This window comes from Terasakiella sp. SH-1, assembly GCF_004564135.1.
Taxonomy (GTDB): Bacteria; Pseudomonadota; Alphaproteobacteria; order Rhodospirillales; family Terasakiellaceae; genus Terasakiella.
The window spans coordinates 370,916-387,083 of record NZ_CP038255.1 but is presented as its reverse complement, the minus strand read 5'-3'; the positions used below and the strand labels follow the sequence as shown (position 1 = coordinate 387,083).

Annotated in this window: 19 protein-coding genes; 14 read left to right on the top strand and 5 right to left on the bottom strand. The window is 49.7% G+C overall.

Annotation, left to right across the window (positions count from 1 at the left end):
- Window positions 1-32: 32 nt before the first annotated feature.
- From E4K71_RS01825 to E4K71_RS18125, 3 genes are read left to right on the top strand one after another with little or no spacing between them, the layout of a single operon-like run.
- A complete protein-coding gene (locus E4K71_RS01825) occupies window positions 33-326 on the top strand; it encodes a hypothetical protein (RefSeq protein ID WP_135075699.1) in 294 nt (97 codons plus the stop codon).
- The gene (locus E4K71_RS01820) at window positions 323-589 is read left to right on the top strand and encodes a hypothetical protein (RefSeq protein WP_135075696.1); all 267 of its coding nucleotides are present in this window, start codon (window positions 323-325) and stop codon (window positions 587-589) included. The genes E4K71_RS01825 and E4K71_RS01820 overlap by 4 nt, the downstream gene beginning before the upstream one ends.
- A 2-nt stretch (window positions 590-591) precedes the next feature.
- The gene (locus tag E4K71_RS18125; protein WP_167730204.1) at window positions 592-753 is read left to right on the top strand and encodes a hypothetical protein; all 162 of its coding nucleotides are present in this window, start codon (window positions 592-594) and stop codon (window positions 751-753) included.
- 32 nt (window positions 754-785) lie between these two features.
- Here the strand turns inward: E4K71_RS18125 and E4K71_RS01815 are convergent, their stop codons facing one another.
- Window positions 786-1,451, bottom strand: a complete 666-nt coding sequence (locus tag E4K71_RS01815; protein ID WP_135075693.1) for an SDR family oxidoreductase — start codon at window positions 1,449-1,451, stop codon at window positions 786-788.
- Between the two features lie 21 nt (window positions 1,452-1,472).
- Window positions 1,473-1,787: a (2Fe-2S) ferredoxin domain-containing protein gene (locus tag E4K71_RS01810; RefSeq protein WP_135075690.1), complete on the bottom strand. Its 315-nt coding sequence runs from the start codon at window positions 1,785-1,787 to the stop codon at window positions 1,473-1,475.
- Window positions 1,788-1,879: 92 nt separating this feature from the next.
- Here E4K71_RS01810 and pabB point away from each other — a divergent pair, with 92 nt between their 5' ends.
- From pabB to E4K71_RS01795, 3 genes are read left to right on the top strand one after another with little or no spacing between them, the layout of a single operon-like run.
- Window positions 1,880-3,199, top strand: a complete 1,320-nt coding sequence (gene pabB, locus E4K71_RS01805; RefSeq protein ID WP_135075687.1) for an aminodeoxychorismate synthase component I — start codon at window positions 1,880-1,882, stop codon at window positions 3,197-3,199.
- On the top strand, window positions 3,196-3,765 hold the full coding sequence (locus tag E4K71_RS01800) for an aminodeoxychorismate/anthranilate synthase component II (RefSeq protein WP_135075684.1): 570 nt from the start codon (window positions 3,196-3,198) through the stop codon (window positions 3,763-3,765). Before pabB ends, E4K71_RS01800 begins: the two co-directional genes overlap by 4 nt.
- Complete coding sequence (locus E4K71_RS01795) at window positions 3,762-4,589, top strand: aminotransferase class IV (RefSeq protein ID WP_135075681.1); 828 nt, start codon at window positions 3,762-3,764, stop codon at window positions 4,587-4,589. Before E4K71_RS01800 ends, E4K71_RS01795 begins: the two co-directional genes overlap by 4 nt.
- Window positions 4,590-4,609: 20 nt before the next feature.
- On the opposite strand, the gene pap is transcribed toward E4K71_RS01795, so the two are convergent.
- The gene (pap, locus tag E4K71_RS01790; RefSeq protein ID WP_135075678.1) at window positions 4,610-6,148 is read right to left on the bottom strand and encodes a polyphosphate:AMP phosphotransferase; all 1,539 of its coding nucleotides are present in this window, start codon (window positions 6,146-6,148) and stop codon (window positions 4,610-4,612) included.
- A 157-nt stretch (window positions 6,149-6,305) separates the two neighbouring features.
- Here pap and E4K71_RS01785 point away from each other — a divergent pair, with 157 nt between their 5' ends.
- From E4K71_RS01785 to E4K71_RS01755, 7 genes are read left to right on the top strand one after another with little or no spacing between them, the layout of a single operon-like run.
- The gene (locus tag E4K71_RS01785) at window positions 6,306-8,075 is read left to right on the top strand and encodes a SpoIIE family protein phosphatase (RefSeq protein WP_135075675.1); all 1,770 of its coding nucleotides are present in this window, start codon (window positions 6,306-6,308) and stop codon (window positions 8,073-8,075) included.
- Window positions 8,072-8,407 (top strand): STAS domain-containing protein, encoded by a 336-nt coding sequence (locus E4K71_RS01780; protein WP_135075672.1) that lies wholly within the window; start codon window positions 8,072-8,074, stop codon window positions 8,405-8,407. The genes E4K71_RS01785 and E4K71_RS01780 overlap by 4 nt, the downstream gene beginning before the upstream one ends.
- Window positions 8,408-8,435: 28 nt before the next feature.
- Complete coding sequence (locus tag E4K71_RS01775) at window positions 8,436-9,254, top strand: ABC transporter permease (RefSeq protein ID WP_135075669.1); 819 nt, start codon at window positions 8,436-8,438, stop codon at window positions 9,252-9,254.
- The gene (locus E4K71_RS01770; protein ID WP_135075666.1) at window positions 9,251-10,081 is read left to right on the top strand and encodes an ATP-binding cassette domain-containing protein; all 831 of its coding nucleotides are present in this window, start codon (window positions 9,251-9,253) and stop codon (window positions 10,079-10,081) included. The genes E4K71_RS01775 and E4K71_RS01770 overlap by 4 nt, the downstream gene beginning before the upstream one ends.
- Complete coding sequence (locus E4K71_RS01765; protein ID WP_135075663.1) at window positions 10,078-11,046, top strand: MlaD family protein; 969 nt, start codon at window positions 10,078-10,080, stop codon at window positions 11,044-11,046. The genes E4K71_RS01770 and E4K71_RS01765 overlap by 4 nt, the downstream gene beginning before the upstream one ends.
- Before the next feature lie 21 nt (window positions 11,047-11,067).
- Window positions 11,068-11,652 (top strand): ABC-type transport auxiliary lipoprotein family protein, encoded by a 585-nt coding sequence (locus tag E4K71_RS01760; protein ID WP_135075660.1) that lies wholly within the window; start codon window positions 11,068-11,070, stop codon window positions 11,650-11,652.
- 4 nt (window positions 11,653-11,656) lie between these two features.
- Complete coding sequence (locus E4K71_RS01755; RefSeq protein ID WP_135075657.1) at window positions 11,657-12,994, top strand: RsmD family RNA methyltransferase; 1,338 nt, start codon at window positions 11,657-11,659, stop codon at window positions 12,992-12,994.
- Window positions 12,995-13,008: 14 nt separating this feature from the next.
- Here the strand turns inward: E4K71_RS01755 and E4K71_RS01750 are convergent, their stop codons facing one another.
- Together E4K71_RS01750 and E4K71_RS01745 are read right to left on the bottom strand one after the other, a co-directional pair.
- Complete coding sequence (locus tag E4K71_RS01750; protein WP_135075654.1) at window positions 13,009-13,929, bottom strand: hypothetical protein; 921 nt, start codon at window positions 13,927-13,929, stop codon at window positions 13,009-13,011.
- 80 nt (window positions 13,930-14,009) lie between these two features.
- Entirely contained in the window at window positions 14,010-14,948 is a 939-nt protein-coding gene (locus E4K71_RS01745; protein WP_135075651.1) for a radical SAM protein, read from the bottom strand.
- A gap of 150 nt (window positions 14,949-15,098) precedes the next feature.
- Between E4K71_RS01745 and E4K71_RS01740 the strand changes: the two genes are divergently transcribed.
- Window positions 15,099-16,106, top strand: a complete 1,008-nt coding sequence (locus E4K71_RS01740; RefSeq protein ID WP_167730202.1) for a response regulator — start codon at window positions 15,099-15,101, stop codon at window positions 16,104-16,106.
- The last annotated feature ends 62 nt before the right edge of the window (window positions 16,107-16,168 follow it).

The window sequence follows — 16,168 nt, the reverse complement described above, 5'->3', positions numbered from 1 at the left end:
GCGCAACTTATACGAATTCGATAGAAAAGACAATGGACCTTCTCCTCGTTATTTCCAGTGCTGAGGCTACCCGTATTGCCGCCCCCTTGGGGGAAGCATGTGTGCGTGCAGACCTTGATTGGGGCTGTTTTTTCACAGGCGACGGGGTCAAGACATTGGCCGATGAAGCCTTCAGCGATCTTGTGGCCTCATCTTGTGATGAAGCCGTTGTCTGCGCAGAAGCCTGGAAAGTTCATATGACGGGGCTAGATTGCCCGGTGGATGTGGGTAGCCAGTTCCACCACAGCGGCCTTGTCGCCAAAGCCGATAAGGTGGTCAGCCTATGAATAAACATATCCTTGTTCTGGCCCGCCGTGATGTCTCTGAAGCCATGCGGGTGGCTGCTGGCCTGACCATCCGCAATAACTCGGTTGATTTTGTCTTTATGAAAGAAGCTCCGCTGGCCCCAAATGGCAAAATTGATAATTTTGAAATGCTCGAACTCGCTGAAATCATCCCACGCGCAACAGTGAGCGGCATCCCCGATACGGTGCCTTGTGAGAATTTGGCCGAACTGATTAATCAGGCAGATAGAGTCGTGAGCTTTTAAACATGGAAAAACTCGTTCTCCATACCGGACTGTTTGACGATGCGGACATCATCATCAAGGCTGCAGACGCCCCCGTGAAAGACCTGACACAAGAATTGTCTTCTGACGAATGGGATGAAATTGTCGATGAGATTTTAGAAGCTGACCTCGTGGTCACGGCTTAAACACTCCACCGTCACGCCCGATGATGACAGTTTTACCAAGGCAGCTCTTCACCATTAGAATGGTAGAAGGCCCCCGTATTCTCTAACGACAGCTCTTCAATACGTGCAGCCAGTCGTTCTGCGGCCTGATCCGGGGTAATGTCCCCCGCCCCGCCAATCATCTCAGTTCCGACCAAACCGGGGTGATAGATACCAACAGTAATACCGCGAGACTGCACATCCAGCGCCAAAGATTTCGCCGCAGCATTCAACGCCGCCTTGGACATACGATAGCCATATCGACCACCGCTGCCATTATCGGCAATGGAACCCATGCGGCTGGTGATGATCGCAATTTTGGCACTCCGATTAAGAGAGTCCAAAAGCCCTTCGCTAATGGCAAGGGGGGCCACAGCATTGACCTGAAACTGTTGCTCAATGGTCTCCAAATCAAGCTGACCCAAGATTTCATTGCGCAAAATGCCAGCGTTATTGATCAATAGATCAATTTTCACATCACACAATTGGTCAAACAGTTTCTGACGGTCTGCTGCGTGGCTGACATCTACACCCGTGATCACTGTCTGTGCAATCCCGTCCAATTCAGTGGAACTGTTACGACACACGCCAATGACGTTATAGCCCTGTGCTTTATAGAATTTACAGAAGGAAAGGCCGATTCCCCGATTTGCCCCCGTCACAACAACTGTCAACGCCATGCGTTTGCCCCTTTCACAAGATTAATCGCGGATCACCAAACGTTCCACAACTTCACCCTTCTCAAGGTGACAGTCGAGGATTTCGCGGGCGTCTTCCATATTTTCAACCTTATACCAGACACCTTCGGGATAAACGATCATCGCTGGGCCAACAGTGCATTGACCGATGCAACCGGATTTCGTCACGGCCACCTCGTTACGCAGACCTCGATCGCGCATTTCCTGTTTTAATTGCTTGCCAATATCGGGGGATCCCCGTTTGCCGCAAGACGGTTTTTCGTCCCCCTCACGTTCATGACCGCACCAGAAAAGGTGGCAACGAAATGTCTTTGGCATGGGTTTATTCCTTAAATAGTATTCACGAGTTGCCTCTTTCATAACCGACTCTACTCGACAAGCCAAGCAGCTTTCGTGTAATACCCAAGATCATGAAAAAGCCCGCCATCATAGAGATCCCCTACCGGGAACCTGCCTGCCTGTTTGCCCCTCATGCAAACAAGCCTTTTGCCCTGTTTCTGGATTCTTCACGCAGAGATGACAAACAAGGGCGCTACAGCTATATCGCGCTTGATCCCGTTAAAACCATCACATCACCCAAAAACCTGTTTGCCACCCTCAAAGAAACCTGTGCGAATTATCCTTTTGAGCGCCACGCGGGCCTGCCCCCTTTTCAAGGGGGCTGGATGGGCTATTTCGGCTATGAGCTTCTCCATCAGATTGAAAATATTCCCCAACAAAACGGCGATGATTTTGCTTGCCCTGATGTTGCCCTTGGCTTTTATGAAACAGTTGCCGCATTTGATCATCACCAAGAAAAAGGCTGGATTTTTTCTTTAAGCGGTCTTGAAACAGCGCAAACCCTAAAAGATGCCCTATCACAGGCATACACCACACCAGTTTTCAGCCCTGTTGAGCTTGACTGGACATCGGATTTCAGCAAAGAAAACTATATCGCCACCGTTCAAAAGGTCATTGAGTATATTCATGCAGGCGATATTTTTCAGGCCAACCTGACCCAGCGCTTTCGTGCCGATTTACCCCATGCGTTTGATTGCTATGACCTTTATCAGAACCTGCGCACCATTAACCCCGCCCCTTTTTCAGCCTATCTGAATTTTGAGGGGTTCAGCATTGCCTCCAGCTCCCCGGAACGGTTTATCAAAACCGATGGGCGAGATGTGGAAACATGTCCAATCAAAGGTACACGCCCGCGTGGGGATACGAAACAGGCAGATCAAGCCCTTGCCTTTGAGCTGAAAAACAGTGAAAAGGATCGGGCTGAAAACACCATGATTGTGGACCTGCTGCGCAATGATATCTCTAAAGTCTGTGCCCCTCACAGCGTACAAGTGCCCGAGCTGTGTGAAGTTCACAGCTTTGCCAGTGTGCACCATTTGATTTCCACTGTGACAGGCAAACTTAAAGAAGGTTATGACAGTATCGACCTGCTTAAAGCCTGTTTTCCCGGCGGTTCCATCACCGGAGCCCCCAAGGTGCGCGCCATGGCAATTATTTCAGAACTGGAAGCTTGCCCGCGCGGTCCTTACTGTGGGGCCATTGGCTATATTGGTGCAGATGGCACCATGGATACCAACATTGTCATCCGCACACTGATTTTCAAAGATGATCGGGTCTGTGCCCAGGTTGGGGGGGGAATTGTCTCAGATTCCCAGCCCGAGGCAGAATATCAAGAAACTCTGGACAAGGCGCATGCACTGTTTACTGCCTTCACACAGGGGGCATCATGATCCTGCTCATAGATAATTATGACAGTTTCGTCTACAATCTGTCACGCTATTGCGAAGAGCTTTATAGCGATACCCGTGTGGTGCGCAATGATGCCATCAGCATTGATGAAATCAACACTTTAAACCCGCAAGCCATCATCCTCTCCCCCGGCCCTTGTGGACCGGGTCAAGCCGGTATCTGCCTTGATGTGGTGAAAAGCTTTGCCGGGACTATTCCCATCCTTGGGGTGTGTTTGGGCCATCAGGTGATTGCCCAACATTATGGCGCAACCGTGCGACGTTCCAAAATTCCCATGCATGGGAAATCATCACTGATCCAGCATGATGAAACAGGCTTGTTTCATGGCCTGCCCAATCCGCTGCAAGTCGGGCGCTATCATTCCCTCAGCGTTGACTCATCTGATGATTTACAGATCAATGCCACCAGCCCGGATGGGGAGATTATGGCAATTCGTCATAAAAGCGATCCGGTTTTTGGTGTACAATTTCATCCAGAATCAATTTTGACTCATCATGGGCATGATGTGTTGAAAAACTTTCTCAAACTGGCGGGGGTATTGTCATGATTGCCTGGTTTAATGGAGAACTTCTTCCGTTGCGCGGTGTCCATATCTCGGCAACGGATCGGGGATTTTTGCTGGGTGATGGTTTTTTTGAAACCATGGCGGCCCAAGAAACAAAGGTGATCCGCTTTGACGATCATATGGCGCGGTTTCGCCAGAGTGGTGAAAAGCTCAATCTTCCAATCCCCTACAGTAATGATGAGATTTTTGAGGCCATTCAAGCTGTCCTGGTCGGCTGTCAACTGACCAAGACACGTGCAGCCATCCGCCTGACCATCACACGGGGCAGTGGCCCTCGTGGATTAATGCCACCACTGGAAATGAGCCCGCAAATATTGGTTTCAGCTTCCGAGGCCCCGGATCATTTCAAGGCCGCTGTGGTCAAAACCGTTTCGGTACGGCGCAACGAATATAGTCCAACCAGCCGGATCAAAAGCCTGTGTTATTTAGATAATATCATCGCCTTTGAAGAAGCCCATGATGCAGGGGCTGATGAAGCCTTGATGCTGAACACCACAGGCCATATTGCCGAAGGCACCATCAGCAATATCTTTTTTATCAAAGGCCACGACCTGTTCACGCCACAAATCGAAGACGGCTGCTTGCCCGGTACCATGCGCCAGGTGATTTTACAAAAGGCCGAAGAGATTGGGCTCGGCGTTCACGAAGAAAGCCTGTGGCCGGAAATCACACAAAAATGTGACGAAGCCTTCCTGACCAACAGCCTGTTTCGCGTGCGCCCCATCTGCGAAATTGATGGCCGTATCATACCTGCACAAAACTGGACAGACAAGTTGTTAGCAGTCGTGAAGGCAGGAGAAGAATAATCCCCTGCCTCACCCCTGTTTTACTTCTGCTTTAAACGCTCTTCCAACGCTTTGCAGACTGCACGCAAGACCTTGATGCGGGCAAATTTTTTGTCATTGCCTTCCACCAGCAACCACGGTGCATTTGATGTGCTGGTTTTTTCCACCAGATCATTGACGGCTTCTTCGTAATCAGACCATTTTTCCCGATTACGCCAGTCTTCATCCGTCAGTTTCCACTGTTTCCATGGTGTCACTTCACGGGCTTTAAAGCGTTCAAGCTGTTCGTCCGGCGTAATATGAATCCAGAATTTCAACAAGACCGTGCCATGGTCCACAATCTGGTCTTCAAAATCGACAATTTCGCCATAGGCACGACGCCATTCTTCTTCGCGGGCAAAACCTTCACAGCGTTCCACCAGAACCCGACCATACCAGGAGCGATCAAAGATCGTCATACGTCCAGCCCGTGACATGTGACGCCAAAACCGCCAAAGATAATGATGGGCACGTTCTTCATCATTGGGGGCGGCAAAAGGCAAGACCTTATAGATACGCGCATCCAATGCCCCGGTAATCCGGCGGATGTTGCCCCCCTTTCCTGCAGCATCAGACCCTTCAAAAACCAGAACCGTCGAAATCCCTTTATCCGAAGCCTTGCGCGACAACATGTTCAAACGTCCCTGCAACGTTTTCAGCTCCGACTTATAGGCGTCTTTTTCAACCGTCTTGCTCATATCCAAAGAACTGAGAACCGTTGGATAGGGCAAAGGCTTCACAGCAGCATCCTTATCCACTTTTTTCGCAGCAGGCTTTTTCTCTGCCGCCTGCTTTTTCTTAAGCTGTTCCAGCGTTTCCTTTTGGGTTTTACGCACGTCCATATGGCGTAAAATCGCATCACGCACCTGTTTGGCTACCGTCACGGAGGCATAACGTGTATCCATACCTTCCACGATGGACCAAGGCGCATGACCCTTGGAAGTTCGCATGATCAGACGTTCAGCACTGTCCGTAAAATCATCATACATACGCCAATGGTTCCAGTCGCTTTCCTTCACCCGCCACGACTGAAGTTCATTTTTTTCAAGCTTTTTGAGGCGTTTTTTCTGGTCTTCCTTCCCCAAATGCATCCAGAACTTCAAAATCAACGCGCCGTCATCGGCCAGGGTTTTCTCAAACGCCTTAATGCGGTCCAGACGTTCATCAAATTCTGCCCGGTTGATCTTGCCATAAACGTTATCCAGCAAGGGGGAACTATACCAGGAACTCAGGAAAATCCCAATTTTACCTTTGGGCGGTAAGTCACGCCAATAACGCCAATAAGGCGGGCGTTCGGATTCTTCATCGGAATGACGCACATAGGCATTATTGTCGATCCAGCGAGAGTCCATCCATTCATTCAATGCATTAACCGTACTTCCCTTACCAGCGCCATCCACGCCCGCCATGACAATAATCACCGGAAAATCGCATTTACGCAGGTCCTGCTGTATACTCAGAAGTTGTGTTCGCAGGTCCTGTACTTCTGCTTCAAATTCTTTTTTAGGAATAGATCGCCCTAATTCCGCCGTTTCAAACATAAGCCCCTCCATTTTTCTGTTTCCTGCCCACAACTATAGAGACTTAACAAGCGGAGTCCATCAGAAAGAATCAATCACAAGCCCCCAACACCATGAAATATAATTAGGCAAAAAGTTCTCCTTTTCGTTTTTGAATATTCCGGTCATAGTAACCCCTATGGAAAAGATACCTGCAAATATCAGCAAGCAGATCAATCTGCTGGCAACCATGACCGCCGAATTCGCCAATACCTTGAATGTGGATGAAACACTGCATCATGCGCTTCGCGAAATCACCGACTATCTGGAGGCCGAAGGCGGGGCCGTTTTCCTGCTGGATGAAACGTCTCAAATCATCAGCTGTGTTACCTGTTGCGGGGCAACAGAAATTACCGGACTGACGCTGGAATATGGTCAAGGCATTGTCGGCAAATCCGTCGCCGATAACAAAGGGGCCTTGGTCCGCGACGTTCAAAATGATCCCAATTTTTACGGCGCGGTCGATGACCAAACGGGCTTTACCACCCGTTCTATCTTGTGTGCCCCCTTAAGCGTCAAGGACCGTTGCGTTGGTGCCATTGAGCTGGTCAATAAAAAGAACCATGACGACCTGTTTGCAGAAAATGACCTGAAAGTTCTGGAAACACTGGCCGCTTCGGCTGCTCTTGCCGTCATCAACGCACGTATGGCCAAGGCTCTGGTCGAACAGGAACGGGTCAAACGTGAACTGGAACTGGCCGCAGAAATTCAACGCCGTTTCCTGCCTGATAGCAGCGCCCATAATGAAGATCAGATTATCGGGGTGAATAAGGCTGCACGCGGCGTTTCCGGGGATTTTTTTGATTATTTCACCTTGCCAGACGGGCGAATTTATTTTGCCCTTGGCGATGTATCTGGCAAAGGCATCAATGCCGCCTTGTTGATGTCCAAAACCGCTTCCCTGTTTCGTTGTCTGGGGAAAACGGTACGTGATCCGGGCAAACTGTTGGGCCGCATTAATGCTGAACTCTGTGAAACCGCTGCCCATGGCATGTTTGTCACCATGGTCGCAGGGTTATATGACCCACGCCCTGGCTGTGAAGGTCTTATTCGCCTTGCCAACGCCGGTCATGAACCCGTTCTTCTCCAAAAAGAGGGCGAATTTGAAACATTTGGCGCAGATGGGCCACCGCTGGGCATTGTCCCCCCCCTGCCCGGTGATGACGGTGATTACGAAGAAATCCAGATTTTCCCCAATGGTGGTGGACTCTTTATTTACACCGACGGGCTGACAGAAGGCTATACACAAAACGGGGACCCGTTGGACGCTACAGGCGTGCGTGACCTTCTTTCGCAATATTCCCACCTCCCCTTAAAAAAGCAGCTGGATCATCTCATTTCAGCAGTTTCGCCCAACGGCATGAAATTGCGCGACGATGTGACTATTTTGGCCCTGACAGATTCGCTACGTTCAGATGAAAACAGTGAAATCAAAGCAAGCCAGAATGATATTAATCACACCGAAGAACGTGATGGTGACTGGCTGATTGATTTTAAATTCCCAGCCCGCCCCAGCTGGATGAAGCTGGCACGGGCCTGCGTAAGCGAGGCTTGTAAAAAAGTCGGTTGCGATGAACAAACCGTCAATGATGTGGTGCTGGCGGTGGATGAAGCCTGCCAAAATGTAATTCGTCATGCCTATGGCGGGCCAAGCGATGAAGAAATTGAACTGACGGTGCGCCAGCGCCCCGGCAGACTGGTCTTTCGCCTGCGCGATTTTGCCCCTATGGTGGCACCGGGCGAAATCAAACCACGAGATCTGGAAGATATCCGCCCCGGTGGACTGGGCACACATCTTATTCAGGAAGTTATGGATGAAGTCCAATATCTTCGCCCCACACAAGGCGAAGGAAATTTGCTACGATTGGTTAAACACCTCGAACTTAACAAGGGCGAAGACGAGAAATGAAACTGGAAAGAAGAGAAGACAACAGCATCATCATTTTTGAATTGGAAGGAGATGTTGATCTGGAAACCTCGCCACAACTGCGAGAGGCGCTTCTCACAGAAGTCAACGCGGGAAAGTCGATCGTCGTCAGCATGGCTGATGTCAGCTATATCGACAGTTCCGGCATTGCCTGCCTTGTCGAAGCTTATCAAACCGGGCGACGCACCAGCGCAGGTTTTGCCCTTGCCAATATTTCAGACAAGGCTATTCGCGTTTTCCAGCTTGCCCGTCTGGATAAAATTTTTACCATTCATGACACCATTAGTGAAGCCGTCACTGAATTAACCCGCTAAGCCTCATCGCTTCAAGGATCAGAAAGACATGAGCGATAAAGACGCAGAAAACGGCCCATTGGCCCAAAAAGTCGAAAACATCGGGCGCACAACTATGGTTGGTGTGGCTGAAATCGGCTACTGCGCCTCTTTGGTCTGGGAGACCCTGTACTGGACCTTCATGGGGAAATCCATGGGCCAGCCCGTTCGTGTACAATCGCTTTTTGCCCAAATGATGGAAACCGGCATTCGCGCCATTCCCATTGTCGCCATGCTCGGGGTAACGGTTGGCATGATGCTGGCAATCCAGGGTATCTATACCATGCGGATTTTTGGCGCTGAAAGCCATGTCACCATCGGCATTGCCTTTTCTGTCGTGCGTGAATTTGCCCCGCTGATTACAGGTATTCTGGTGGCCGGGCGTTCAGGATCAGCCTTGGCTGCACGCATCGGGATCATGAACATCAATCAGGAAGTGGATGCCTTATCGGTGATGGGGATTAACCCTGTGCGTTTTCTCGTTGCCCCGGCCTTGCTTGCCATGGTGATTATGGTGCCGTGCCTGACCTTTTTCTCCGATGTCATCGGTCTTTTAGGGGCCGGGATTTATGTTTCCATCGACCTTGGCATTTCACTGGCCGCTTATTGGGATCAGGTCTTTGAATGGCTGAGTGTGGATGATGTCATGCATGGTCTTGGGAAAAGTGTGTTATTTGCCATCTTGATCGCCGTCATCGGGGTCGCCAATGGTGCAGGCGTGCGCGGCGGGGCCGAAGGGGTAGGTAAAGTCACCACCCGTGCCGTTGTTCAATCCATCTCTGCCATTGTTTTAACCGACATGCTGTTTGCTTTCATGGTGACGCGATGACAAAACCAACCGAAGCCGAACTGCTGGCCCGCCCCAAAGTCATTGAAGTCGAAGATCTCGTCACCCATTATGGAGAGCGCGAAATCCTGCATGGTATTTCCATGGATGTGCGTGAAGGCGAAATTATGGTGGTAATGGGCGGCTCGGGTTCTGGTAAATCCACCTTGTTGCGCTATCTCATGAGCTTGGAAAAAGCGACCTCAGGCACCATGAAACTGCTGGGCAAGAACATTGCTGACCTGTCGCTAAAAGAAACCTACGACCTGCGCAAGAAAATCGGCGTGGCCTTTCAGGGCGGTGCACTGTTTAGCTCCATGACCGTAGGGGAAAATATCAAGCTGCCATTGCGTGAACACACCAAACAGCCCGAAATGACCATGGACATCATGATGCGCATGAAGCTGGAAGTGGTGGATCTTGCCGGTTTTGAAGACCTTGCCCCCAGTGAACTGTCCGGCGGCATGCTCAAACGCGCTGCGGTGGCACGTGCCATCATCATGGACCCCAAATTACTGTTTTTTGATGAGCCCAGCGCCGGGCTGGACCCGGTGGTTGCCGCCCAGTTAGATGAGTTGATCCTGCGCCTGCGCGATGCAATGGGCATGTCCATTGTTGTGGTGACGCATGAACTGGACAGTGCCTTTCGCATTGCAGATCGCATCACCATGTTGGACCGGGGCAATATTTTAATGGTGGATACACCTGAAAATATGAAAAACTCATCCAATCAACGTATCCAGAACCTGTTAAACCGCCGTATCGAAGAAGAGGAGCTGGACCCAGATGCCTATCTTCGTCGCCTAACCGGAGAGGACCTTCACCCATGAGCGCACTTAAGAACGCCAAGATGAACTATATGATCGTTGGCAGCTTTGTCATTGCCTCTATCGCCTGTCTGATCATCGCCGTTGCGCTTTTGACGGGGCGTACAGGAACGGTGGATACCTATTACACCACCTATAATCGGGTACAGGGACTGAAGTTTGGCACACAGGTGGTCTATGAAGGCTATCCTGTAGGACAAATCGAACAGATCATCCCGGAAAAGCATGATGGCCGCATGCGTTTTAAAATCGAAATGTCTGTGGCTGAAGGCTGGGATATCCCACAAGACAGTATTGCTGCTGTCTCTTCTGCCGGGCTGTTGTCTGCACTTACCATCAATATCCGTGCCGGGGACAGCACAACAGCCTTAAAGCCCGGTGATAAAATCATGGGGCTTGAAAATGCCGATATGTTTGCCGCCATGTCGACTCTGGCCGAACAGATTAGTTCCCTCATGGAAACAGATGTGCGTCCGCTGCTGCTGAACCTGAATACGGCTGTCAATTCTGCGGCAATCTTGCTGGCCGAAGACGGTGCAGCCATGAGCCAGCAATTAAAAGATATTCTGGATGACATCAGCCTGCGCACCCCGCAAATTGCCGATAATCTGGAAGGTTTCAGTGCAGACCTCAATGCCTCTGGTAATGAATTGTCCAAAATCCTGTCTGCTACGAACCGCCAGAAAATCAATACAGCCATTGACGACATGAACAAACTGGGCAACACATTGGAAAAAGCGGATCATATGGTTGGCAATATGGATAATCTGGTTACAGACAGTAAACCGGAAATGGAAAAAGCCATTTCTGACCTGCGTTTTGTTATGGAAACCCTGTCGCGCCATATTGATACCATTTCACAAAATTTGGAAGGTACCAGCCGCAACATGTATGAATTCAGCCGCCATATCCGTCAAAATCCGGGCTTATTGCTGGGCGGCACCCCGCCCACAGATAAGGCCCGTTAAGGTGTAAAGGAGATTGAAACAATGAAAAAATTAAAACTCACCTCCCTTGCTTTTGCGACATCCGCTCTTCTTCTTGCGGCCTGCGCCCAACCAGAATTGCCCCAGGACCATTATTACCGCCTGTCGGTGAAAACACCGCCGAAAATGCCCATGTCCCTTGATGGTGTGGTCGAAGTGGAACGGTTTCGTGCTGACGGGCTGATTTCCGGTCGCCCGATTGCTTATAGTGAAGGCAACGGCCATCTGTCAGAATATCATTACCATTTCTGGGTCGAACCGCCTGTCGACCTGTTACAAGATGCCATGGTCAATTTCCTGCGTGCCGCCAATATTGCCAAACATGTGGTCACGCCAGACTTGCGCATGGATGAAGACTATCTGCTCACCGGTAAGATCAAACGTCTGGAACGCGACCTGTCCCGTCAGGACAAGGTGGCGGTAGAAATCGAAATTGGCCTGAAACGCACAGGTGATGACAAAATTCTGGTCCTGAAAACTTATAAGCGGGAATTGGTGCAATCTTCTTCTGGTGTTAACGGGGCGGTTGCTGCTATGAATGCGGCGCTAAGCGATATTTACGCTGAATTCCTACTTGATGTGAGATAGATCTGTGCCCCGCCCCCATTCCTCGCGCCGTCGTAAACCTGCCCGTAAAACCACCAAAAAACCTGCCCTGCCTAAAGAATTAATGGATGTTTCCATCTATGGCGTCGGGGCCAAAGGTGATGGGTTAGGCCGCGATAATACAGGCCATGACTTCTTCGTGCCTTATAGTGTAGAAGGTGATGTGGTGACAGTTAAAGTCACCAATAAACGCGGCGACAGCTTTAGCGGTGAAATTAAGAACATCGTCACCCCCAGTACCCACCGTGTTGACGCCCCCTGCCCCCATTATACAAAATGTGGCGGCTGTAACTTACAGCATCTTGAAAGCCATTATTACAGCGAGTGGAAAACCCACAAGGTCACAGATATCATTCGCCGCAGCGATATTGTTACCGAAATGGAAAAACCATTTCTGGGTCGTGCGGGAACGCGGCGCCGTGCCTCTTTTGCCGTAATGAAAAAAGGCAAGAAAATTGTCTTTGGGTTTAATGCCCGCTCCAGCCATCGCATTGAAGAAATCACCACTTGCCTGTTACTGAGCGAAAAACTCAATAGCCTGATCCCGGCATTGCGCGACCTCATGCCTCAAATTTTGAAACAGGAAGGCCGAGGGGACATTATCATCAATGCCCCAATGGAAGCCTGTGATATTGTCTTCTCCCTGCCCGGTCGCCCGGACTTGAAAGTTCATGAAAAGCTCATGGCTTTTGCAGAACAACAGAATATCGGACGCCTGTCCTGGCAGGAAAATGGCCGAGGCACGCCTGAAACCATTGCCCAGCGTTGCCCGGTCACAACCGAATTTTCTGGTACAACCATTGAACTTCCCCCAGCACCCTTCCTGCAACCCAGCAAAGAAGGCGAACAAGCCCTTGTCGACTTTGCCTTAAGCGCCTTATCGGGGGAAAAGAAAATCCTCGACCTTTATGCCGGTTGTGGCAGCTTCACCTTTGCCTTGGCAACCAAAGGGATTGTCCATGCTGTAGAAACCAATGAAGCAGCCCTGAAAGCATTGGAACTATCTGCAGGACGGGCAAGCCTTGGCGGACGTATCACCACCGAAGTACGCGACCTTGATCGCCAACCCCTGATGGGTAAGGAACTGGATAAATATGATGCTGTCCTGTTTGACCCACCACGCGCAGGGGCTCGCGAACAAGCCGAAGCTCTGGCTGAAAGCAATATTCCGCTTATCATCGCTATTTCCTGTAACCCGGCCACCTTTGGACGCGATGCTAACGCTTTGCTCAAAGGCGGGTATCACATTGACAAACTGATGCCTGTTGATCAGTTCATCTGGTCCGATCATGTCGAAGTTGCCGCGATCTTCCGTAAAGCCTAGGCCGTAGTCAGGATTTAGAGACTGTTCAACCGGGCAATAACCCGACGGGCATACTGGATTTGCTGCCAAACATCTCTTGGCATAGCATGGACATCCACGCCCTTTAATTCGATATACCCAGAATGGCCATAATGTTGAATAACGCCAATCGTATCCGCCAACGCGGTTGACATGACCTCATTCACATCCGCAGGTGTCACCAACGTATTTAAGGCAGGCAAGGCAATCACCCCGCCCCGAAGCGGCACCTTCTTCTTTTCGACAAACTGATTAAGTTCATGAATGAAGTCGTACGTTTCTTTATACACATTACGCGGGATAATAATTTCGCCTGGAGTCACCTCCTGGAGGGACAAACCTTTACAGGTTTCCCCCAAACATAGCTTTTTCACCAATCCGGCCAGCACACGCGCACGGCGCAACACATGCCCCGGCATGGTTGTCGAGGCCCCCATTTTCAACAAAAAGCGCTCCACACGGCGCAATAGTTGATAGACATCACGGGGTTTCTTTTCCACCATTGACCCTAATTCAGATGAAAAAGCCAAATCATGGGAAGTCAGCAACCGGTCCACCCGTTCGATAATACGATCCATCACCGCAAAAACCTGATCAGGTGCATAAGGGCGCAATTCAACTTTTTGCGTCTCGGTCACTTCAATGCCATTTGCCCGCAGAATACCTGCGAGTTTTAGCTCAACATCCAATGCTTTTTGATAGACATGGCGTGGCTGAATTTCACGCCTTTGAAAAATCGGGGAAACGATAACCAGCTTCTCACCGGAATGGTCATGACGTAAAAAATGGACAAGCTTTTCATTCAGGGCCTGCACCTTTGCATAGACATGATCCGGCCTTTTGGGTTCGGCTGAAACACTCTCAATAGAAGTTATGATTAAAAGGAAGCACACCAATACGGGTCTAATGACTGTCATTTATGGCTACCTTTTCCAGCTAAAGTAATCTCAGGGACAGGGCCTAATATGAAATATATTCGTGAAAGTCTCAACTAAAACTATGTTTTAGAACAAGCCCCCCCACCCAGAACGCAAAATTTTGCACAATGAGGGTGGTTCAATTTAACATCTTTATCGGCTTGGGACAGCTTGCGCCCCATTTCAAACTTTTCATCATAAGGCAGCAACGTACAAGGAACCACCACCGGATGCGCAGCCCCTTTTCGTTTAATAATCATACGAGAGCTGGCACACATCATGGCTTCTGGCTGCACCCCGACAATATCCCAACAAGCTGTGGTAATTTCCGGTACATCCGCTTTTTCATCCATTTCCGGGAATAAAACCAGCTCCACCGGATCAAAGGGATTGATCGCAATCCCCTCTTTTGCAAACATTTCGCCATAGCCCTGACGTTCTCTTTCTTCACTTTCCGGCCAAATGGTCCGCCCGGCAACTGCCAGATTAAACCCATGCTGCGCCAACCAGGACAAGCCTTCAATCATCGGTGTCCAGCTTCCTTCCCCCCGCAGGGCTTCATGTTCACCCTGTCGATAATGATCAACCGAAACCCGCATGCTCAACTGCCCCCCATACGTTTCCTTCAAAGAGAGCAAGGCTTCTTTTTTATGATGAAGGGGTTTCATCGCATTGGTCAGCACTAAAACCCGGAAATCCCGTTCCAAGCAATCGGTAATAATGTCGATGATTTCCGGGTTCATAAATGGTTCGCCGCCCGTAAAGCCAATTTCACGCACATCCATCTGATGGTCGCGCATTTCATCCAGATATGTGGCGACTTCTTGTGCTGAAATATACGCCAGCGCATCATTTTGCGGACTGGAGTCCATATAGCACCCCTTACACGTGATATTGCACAGGCTTCCTGTATTAAACCAAACAGTATGAAGGTGTGTCAGCCCAACCAACGCACGGGTTTCCCCCTTGGCCGTAATGTCAGGATGTTCAAACTTTTGATATTGCGCAAGATTATCCACTGTTTTCACACTCTAGAGTCAGGATCTATCGTTCTATGTACTAACCTACTTCTCCCGTTTCAAAAGGCAATTCAAAAAAATGTGATTTCCCATTGAAAAAAGCTATACTTACAAGAAAGATCAAAAATATTCAGGCAGCGGACCTTTTTCGTGGAAAATCACAGCTATACAAATGTCAGACTGGTCTTGGGCGAACCCGATGTTGAAACCCGGCGCACCTTTTATGCTGCCTTGCGTGAAAAGGGCTTTCGCAATGTCAACTTTGCCTCTGAACTGGAAAGTATCAGGGACAATGTAGCCTCTGACCGGGCAGATTTGCTGGTTGTGGATACCCATATGGAAGGCGGCGACCTTAGCCAGCTTGTACGTGATATTCGTTACGGTAAAATTGGCTCCAACCCGTTTATCGTCATTATTGCTCTCAGCGATCACCCCGAGGACGATTTAAAACAGCAGTATATCAATGCCGGTGTGGATGATGTACTGGTCAAACCTCTTGATGGAAATGCCTTTAGCGAACATATCATGCTGCTATCGCAACAGCGCAAAGAGTTTATTGTCACAGCTGATTATCTCGGACCGGACAGACGAAAAGGTGCCCCTCGCCCCGGTAAACAGATCATCCCCACGATCCCGGTCCCCAACCCGTTGGAAGATATCACCAGCGGAAACAGCTTACACCAAATGCGCCATGCTATTCAGGATGCACAGCACAAAATCGCCCAAATGCAAGTGGAACGCGGGGCTTATCAGGTCATTTCCCTGTCTGAGCAACTTCTCGCAGATTACGAGGCTGGCATACCTCACGAACCGCTGCCAACCATTGAAAAACTGGAACAATTCACTTCTAAATTGGAAGAAAAACTACCGGATTCCCCCTATATTCAGGCCAAAAAGCCCTGTTCTCTTTTGCTCGATATCGCCCATCGCCTAAAACGTGAACCAGAGACCCCAAAAGACAGTAATCTTGCGAAACTTTTCGACCTGAAAGAGCTGATTCACGATATTTTTGTGAATATCAATCCCGAACTCTTTCCAGAAAAAGACATTCCTGCCCCACAGGATGACGAACTCCCTCCTCCGCCAGAAGAACAGCCTGTCATTACCCAGCAAGAACTGCTGGAAAGACTGAATGCTTTGGAAATCGGCGCTTCATGAAATAGATATATAAGCAACCTCAGGCACAAGAACATATCCAGCCATAACCTCTGGACCTGTAT

Bases quoted from the DNA above. Each gene is read 5' to 3' on its own strand.
- E4K71_RS01825 (WP_135075699.1), top strand. From the start codon at position 33: ATGGACCTTCTCCTCGTTATTTCCAGTGCTGAGGCTACCCGTATTGCC.
- E4K71_RS01820 (WP_135075696.1), top strand. From the start codon at position 323: ATGAATAAACATATCCTTGTTCTGGCCCGCCGTGATGTCTCTGAAGCC.
- E4K71_RS18125 (WP_167730204.1), top strand. From the start codon at position 592: ATGGAAAAACTCGTTCTCCATACCGGACTGTTTGACGATGCGGACATC.
- E4K71_RS01815 (WP_135075693.1), bottom strand. From the start codon at position 1,451: ATGGCGTTGACAGTTGTTGTGACGGGGGCAAATCGGGGAATCGGCCTT.
- E4K71_RS01810 (WP_135075690.1), bottom strand. From the start codon at position 1,787: ATGCCAAAGACATTTCGTTGCCACCTTTTCTGGTGCGGTCATGAACGT.
- pabB (WP_135075687.1), top strand. From the start codon at position 1,880: ATGAAAAAGCCCGCCATCATAGAGATCCCCTACCGGGAACCTGCCTGC.
- E4K71_RS01800 (WP_135075684.1), top strand. From the start codon at position 3,196: ATGATCCTGCTCATAGATAATTATGACAGTTTCGTCTACAATCTGTCA.
- E4K71_RS01795 (WP_135075681.1), top strand. From the start codon at position 3,762: ATGATTGCCTGGTTTAATGGAGAACTTCTTCCGTTGCGCGGTGTCCAT.
- pap (WP_135075678.1), bottom strand. From the start codon at position 6,148: ATGTTTGAAACGGCGGAATTAGGGCGATCTATTCCTAAAAAAGAATTT.
- E4K71_RS01785 (WP_135075675.1), top strand. From the start codon at position 6,306: ATGGAAAAGATACCTGCAAATATCAGCAAGCAGATCAATCTGCTGGCA.
- E4K71_RS01780 (WP_135075672.1), top strand. From the start codon at position 8,072: ATGAAACTGGAAAGAAGAGAAGACAACAGCATCATCATTTTTGAATTG.
- E4K71_RS01775 (WP_135075669.1), top strand. From the start codon at position 8,436: ATGAGCGATAAAGACGCAGAAAACGGCCCATTGGCCCAAAAAGTCGAA.
- E4K71_RS01770 (WP_135075666.1), top strand. From the start codon at position 9,251: ATGACAAAACCAACCGAAGCCGAACTGCTGGCCCGCCCCAAAGTCATT.
- E4K71_RS01765 (WP_135075663.1), top strand. From the start codon at position 10,078: ATGAGCGCACTTAAGAACGCCAAGATGAACTATATGATCGTTGGCAGC.
- E4K71_RS01760 (WP_135075660.1), top strand. From the start codon at position 11,068: ATGAAAAAATTAAAACTCACCTCCCTTGCTTTTGCGACATCCGCTCTT.
- E4K71_RS01750 (WP_135075654.1), bottom strand. From the start codon at position 13,929: ATGACAGTCATTAGACCCGTATTGGTGTGCTTCCTTTTAATCATAACT.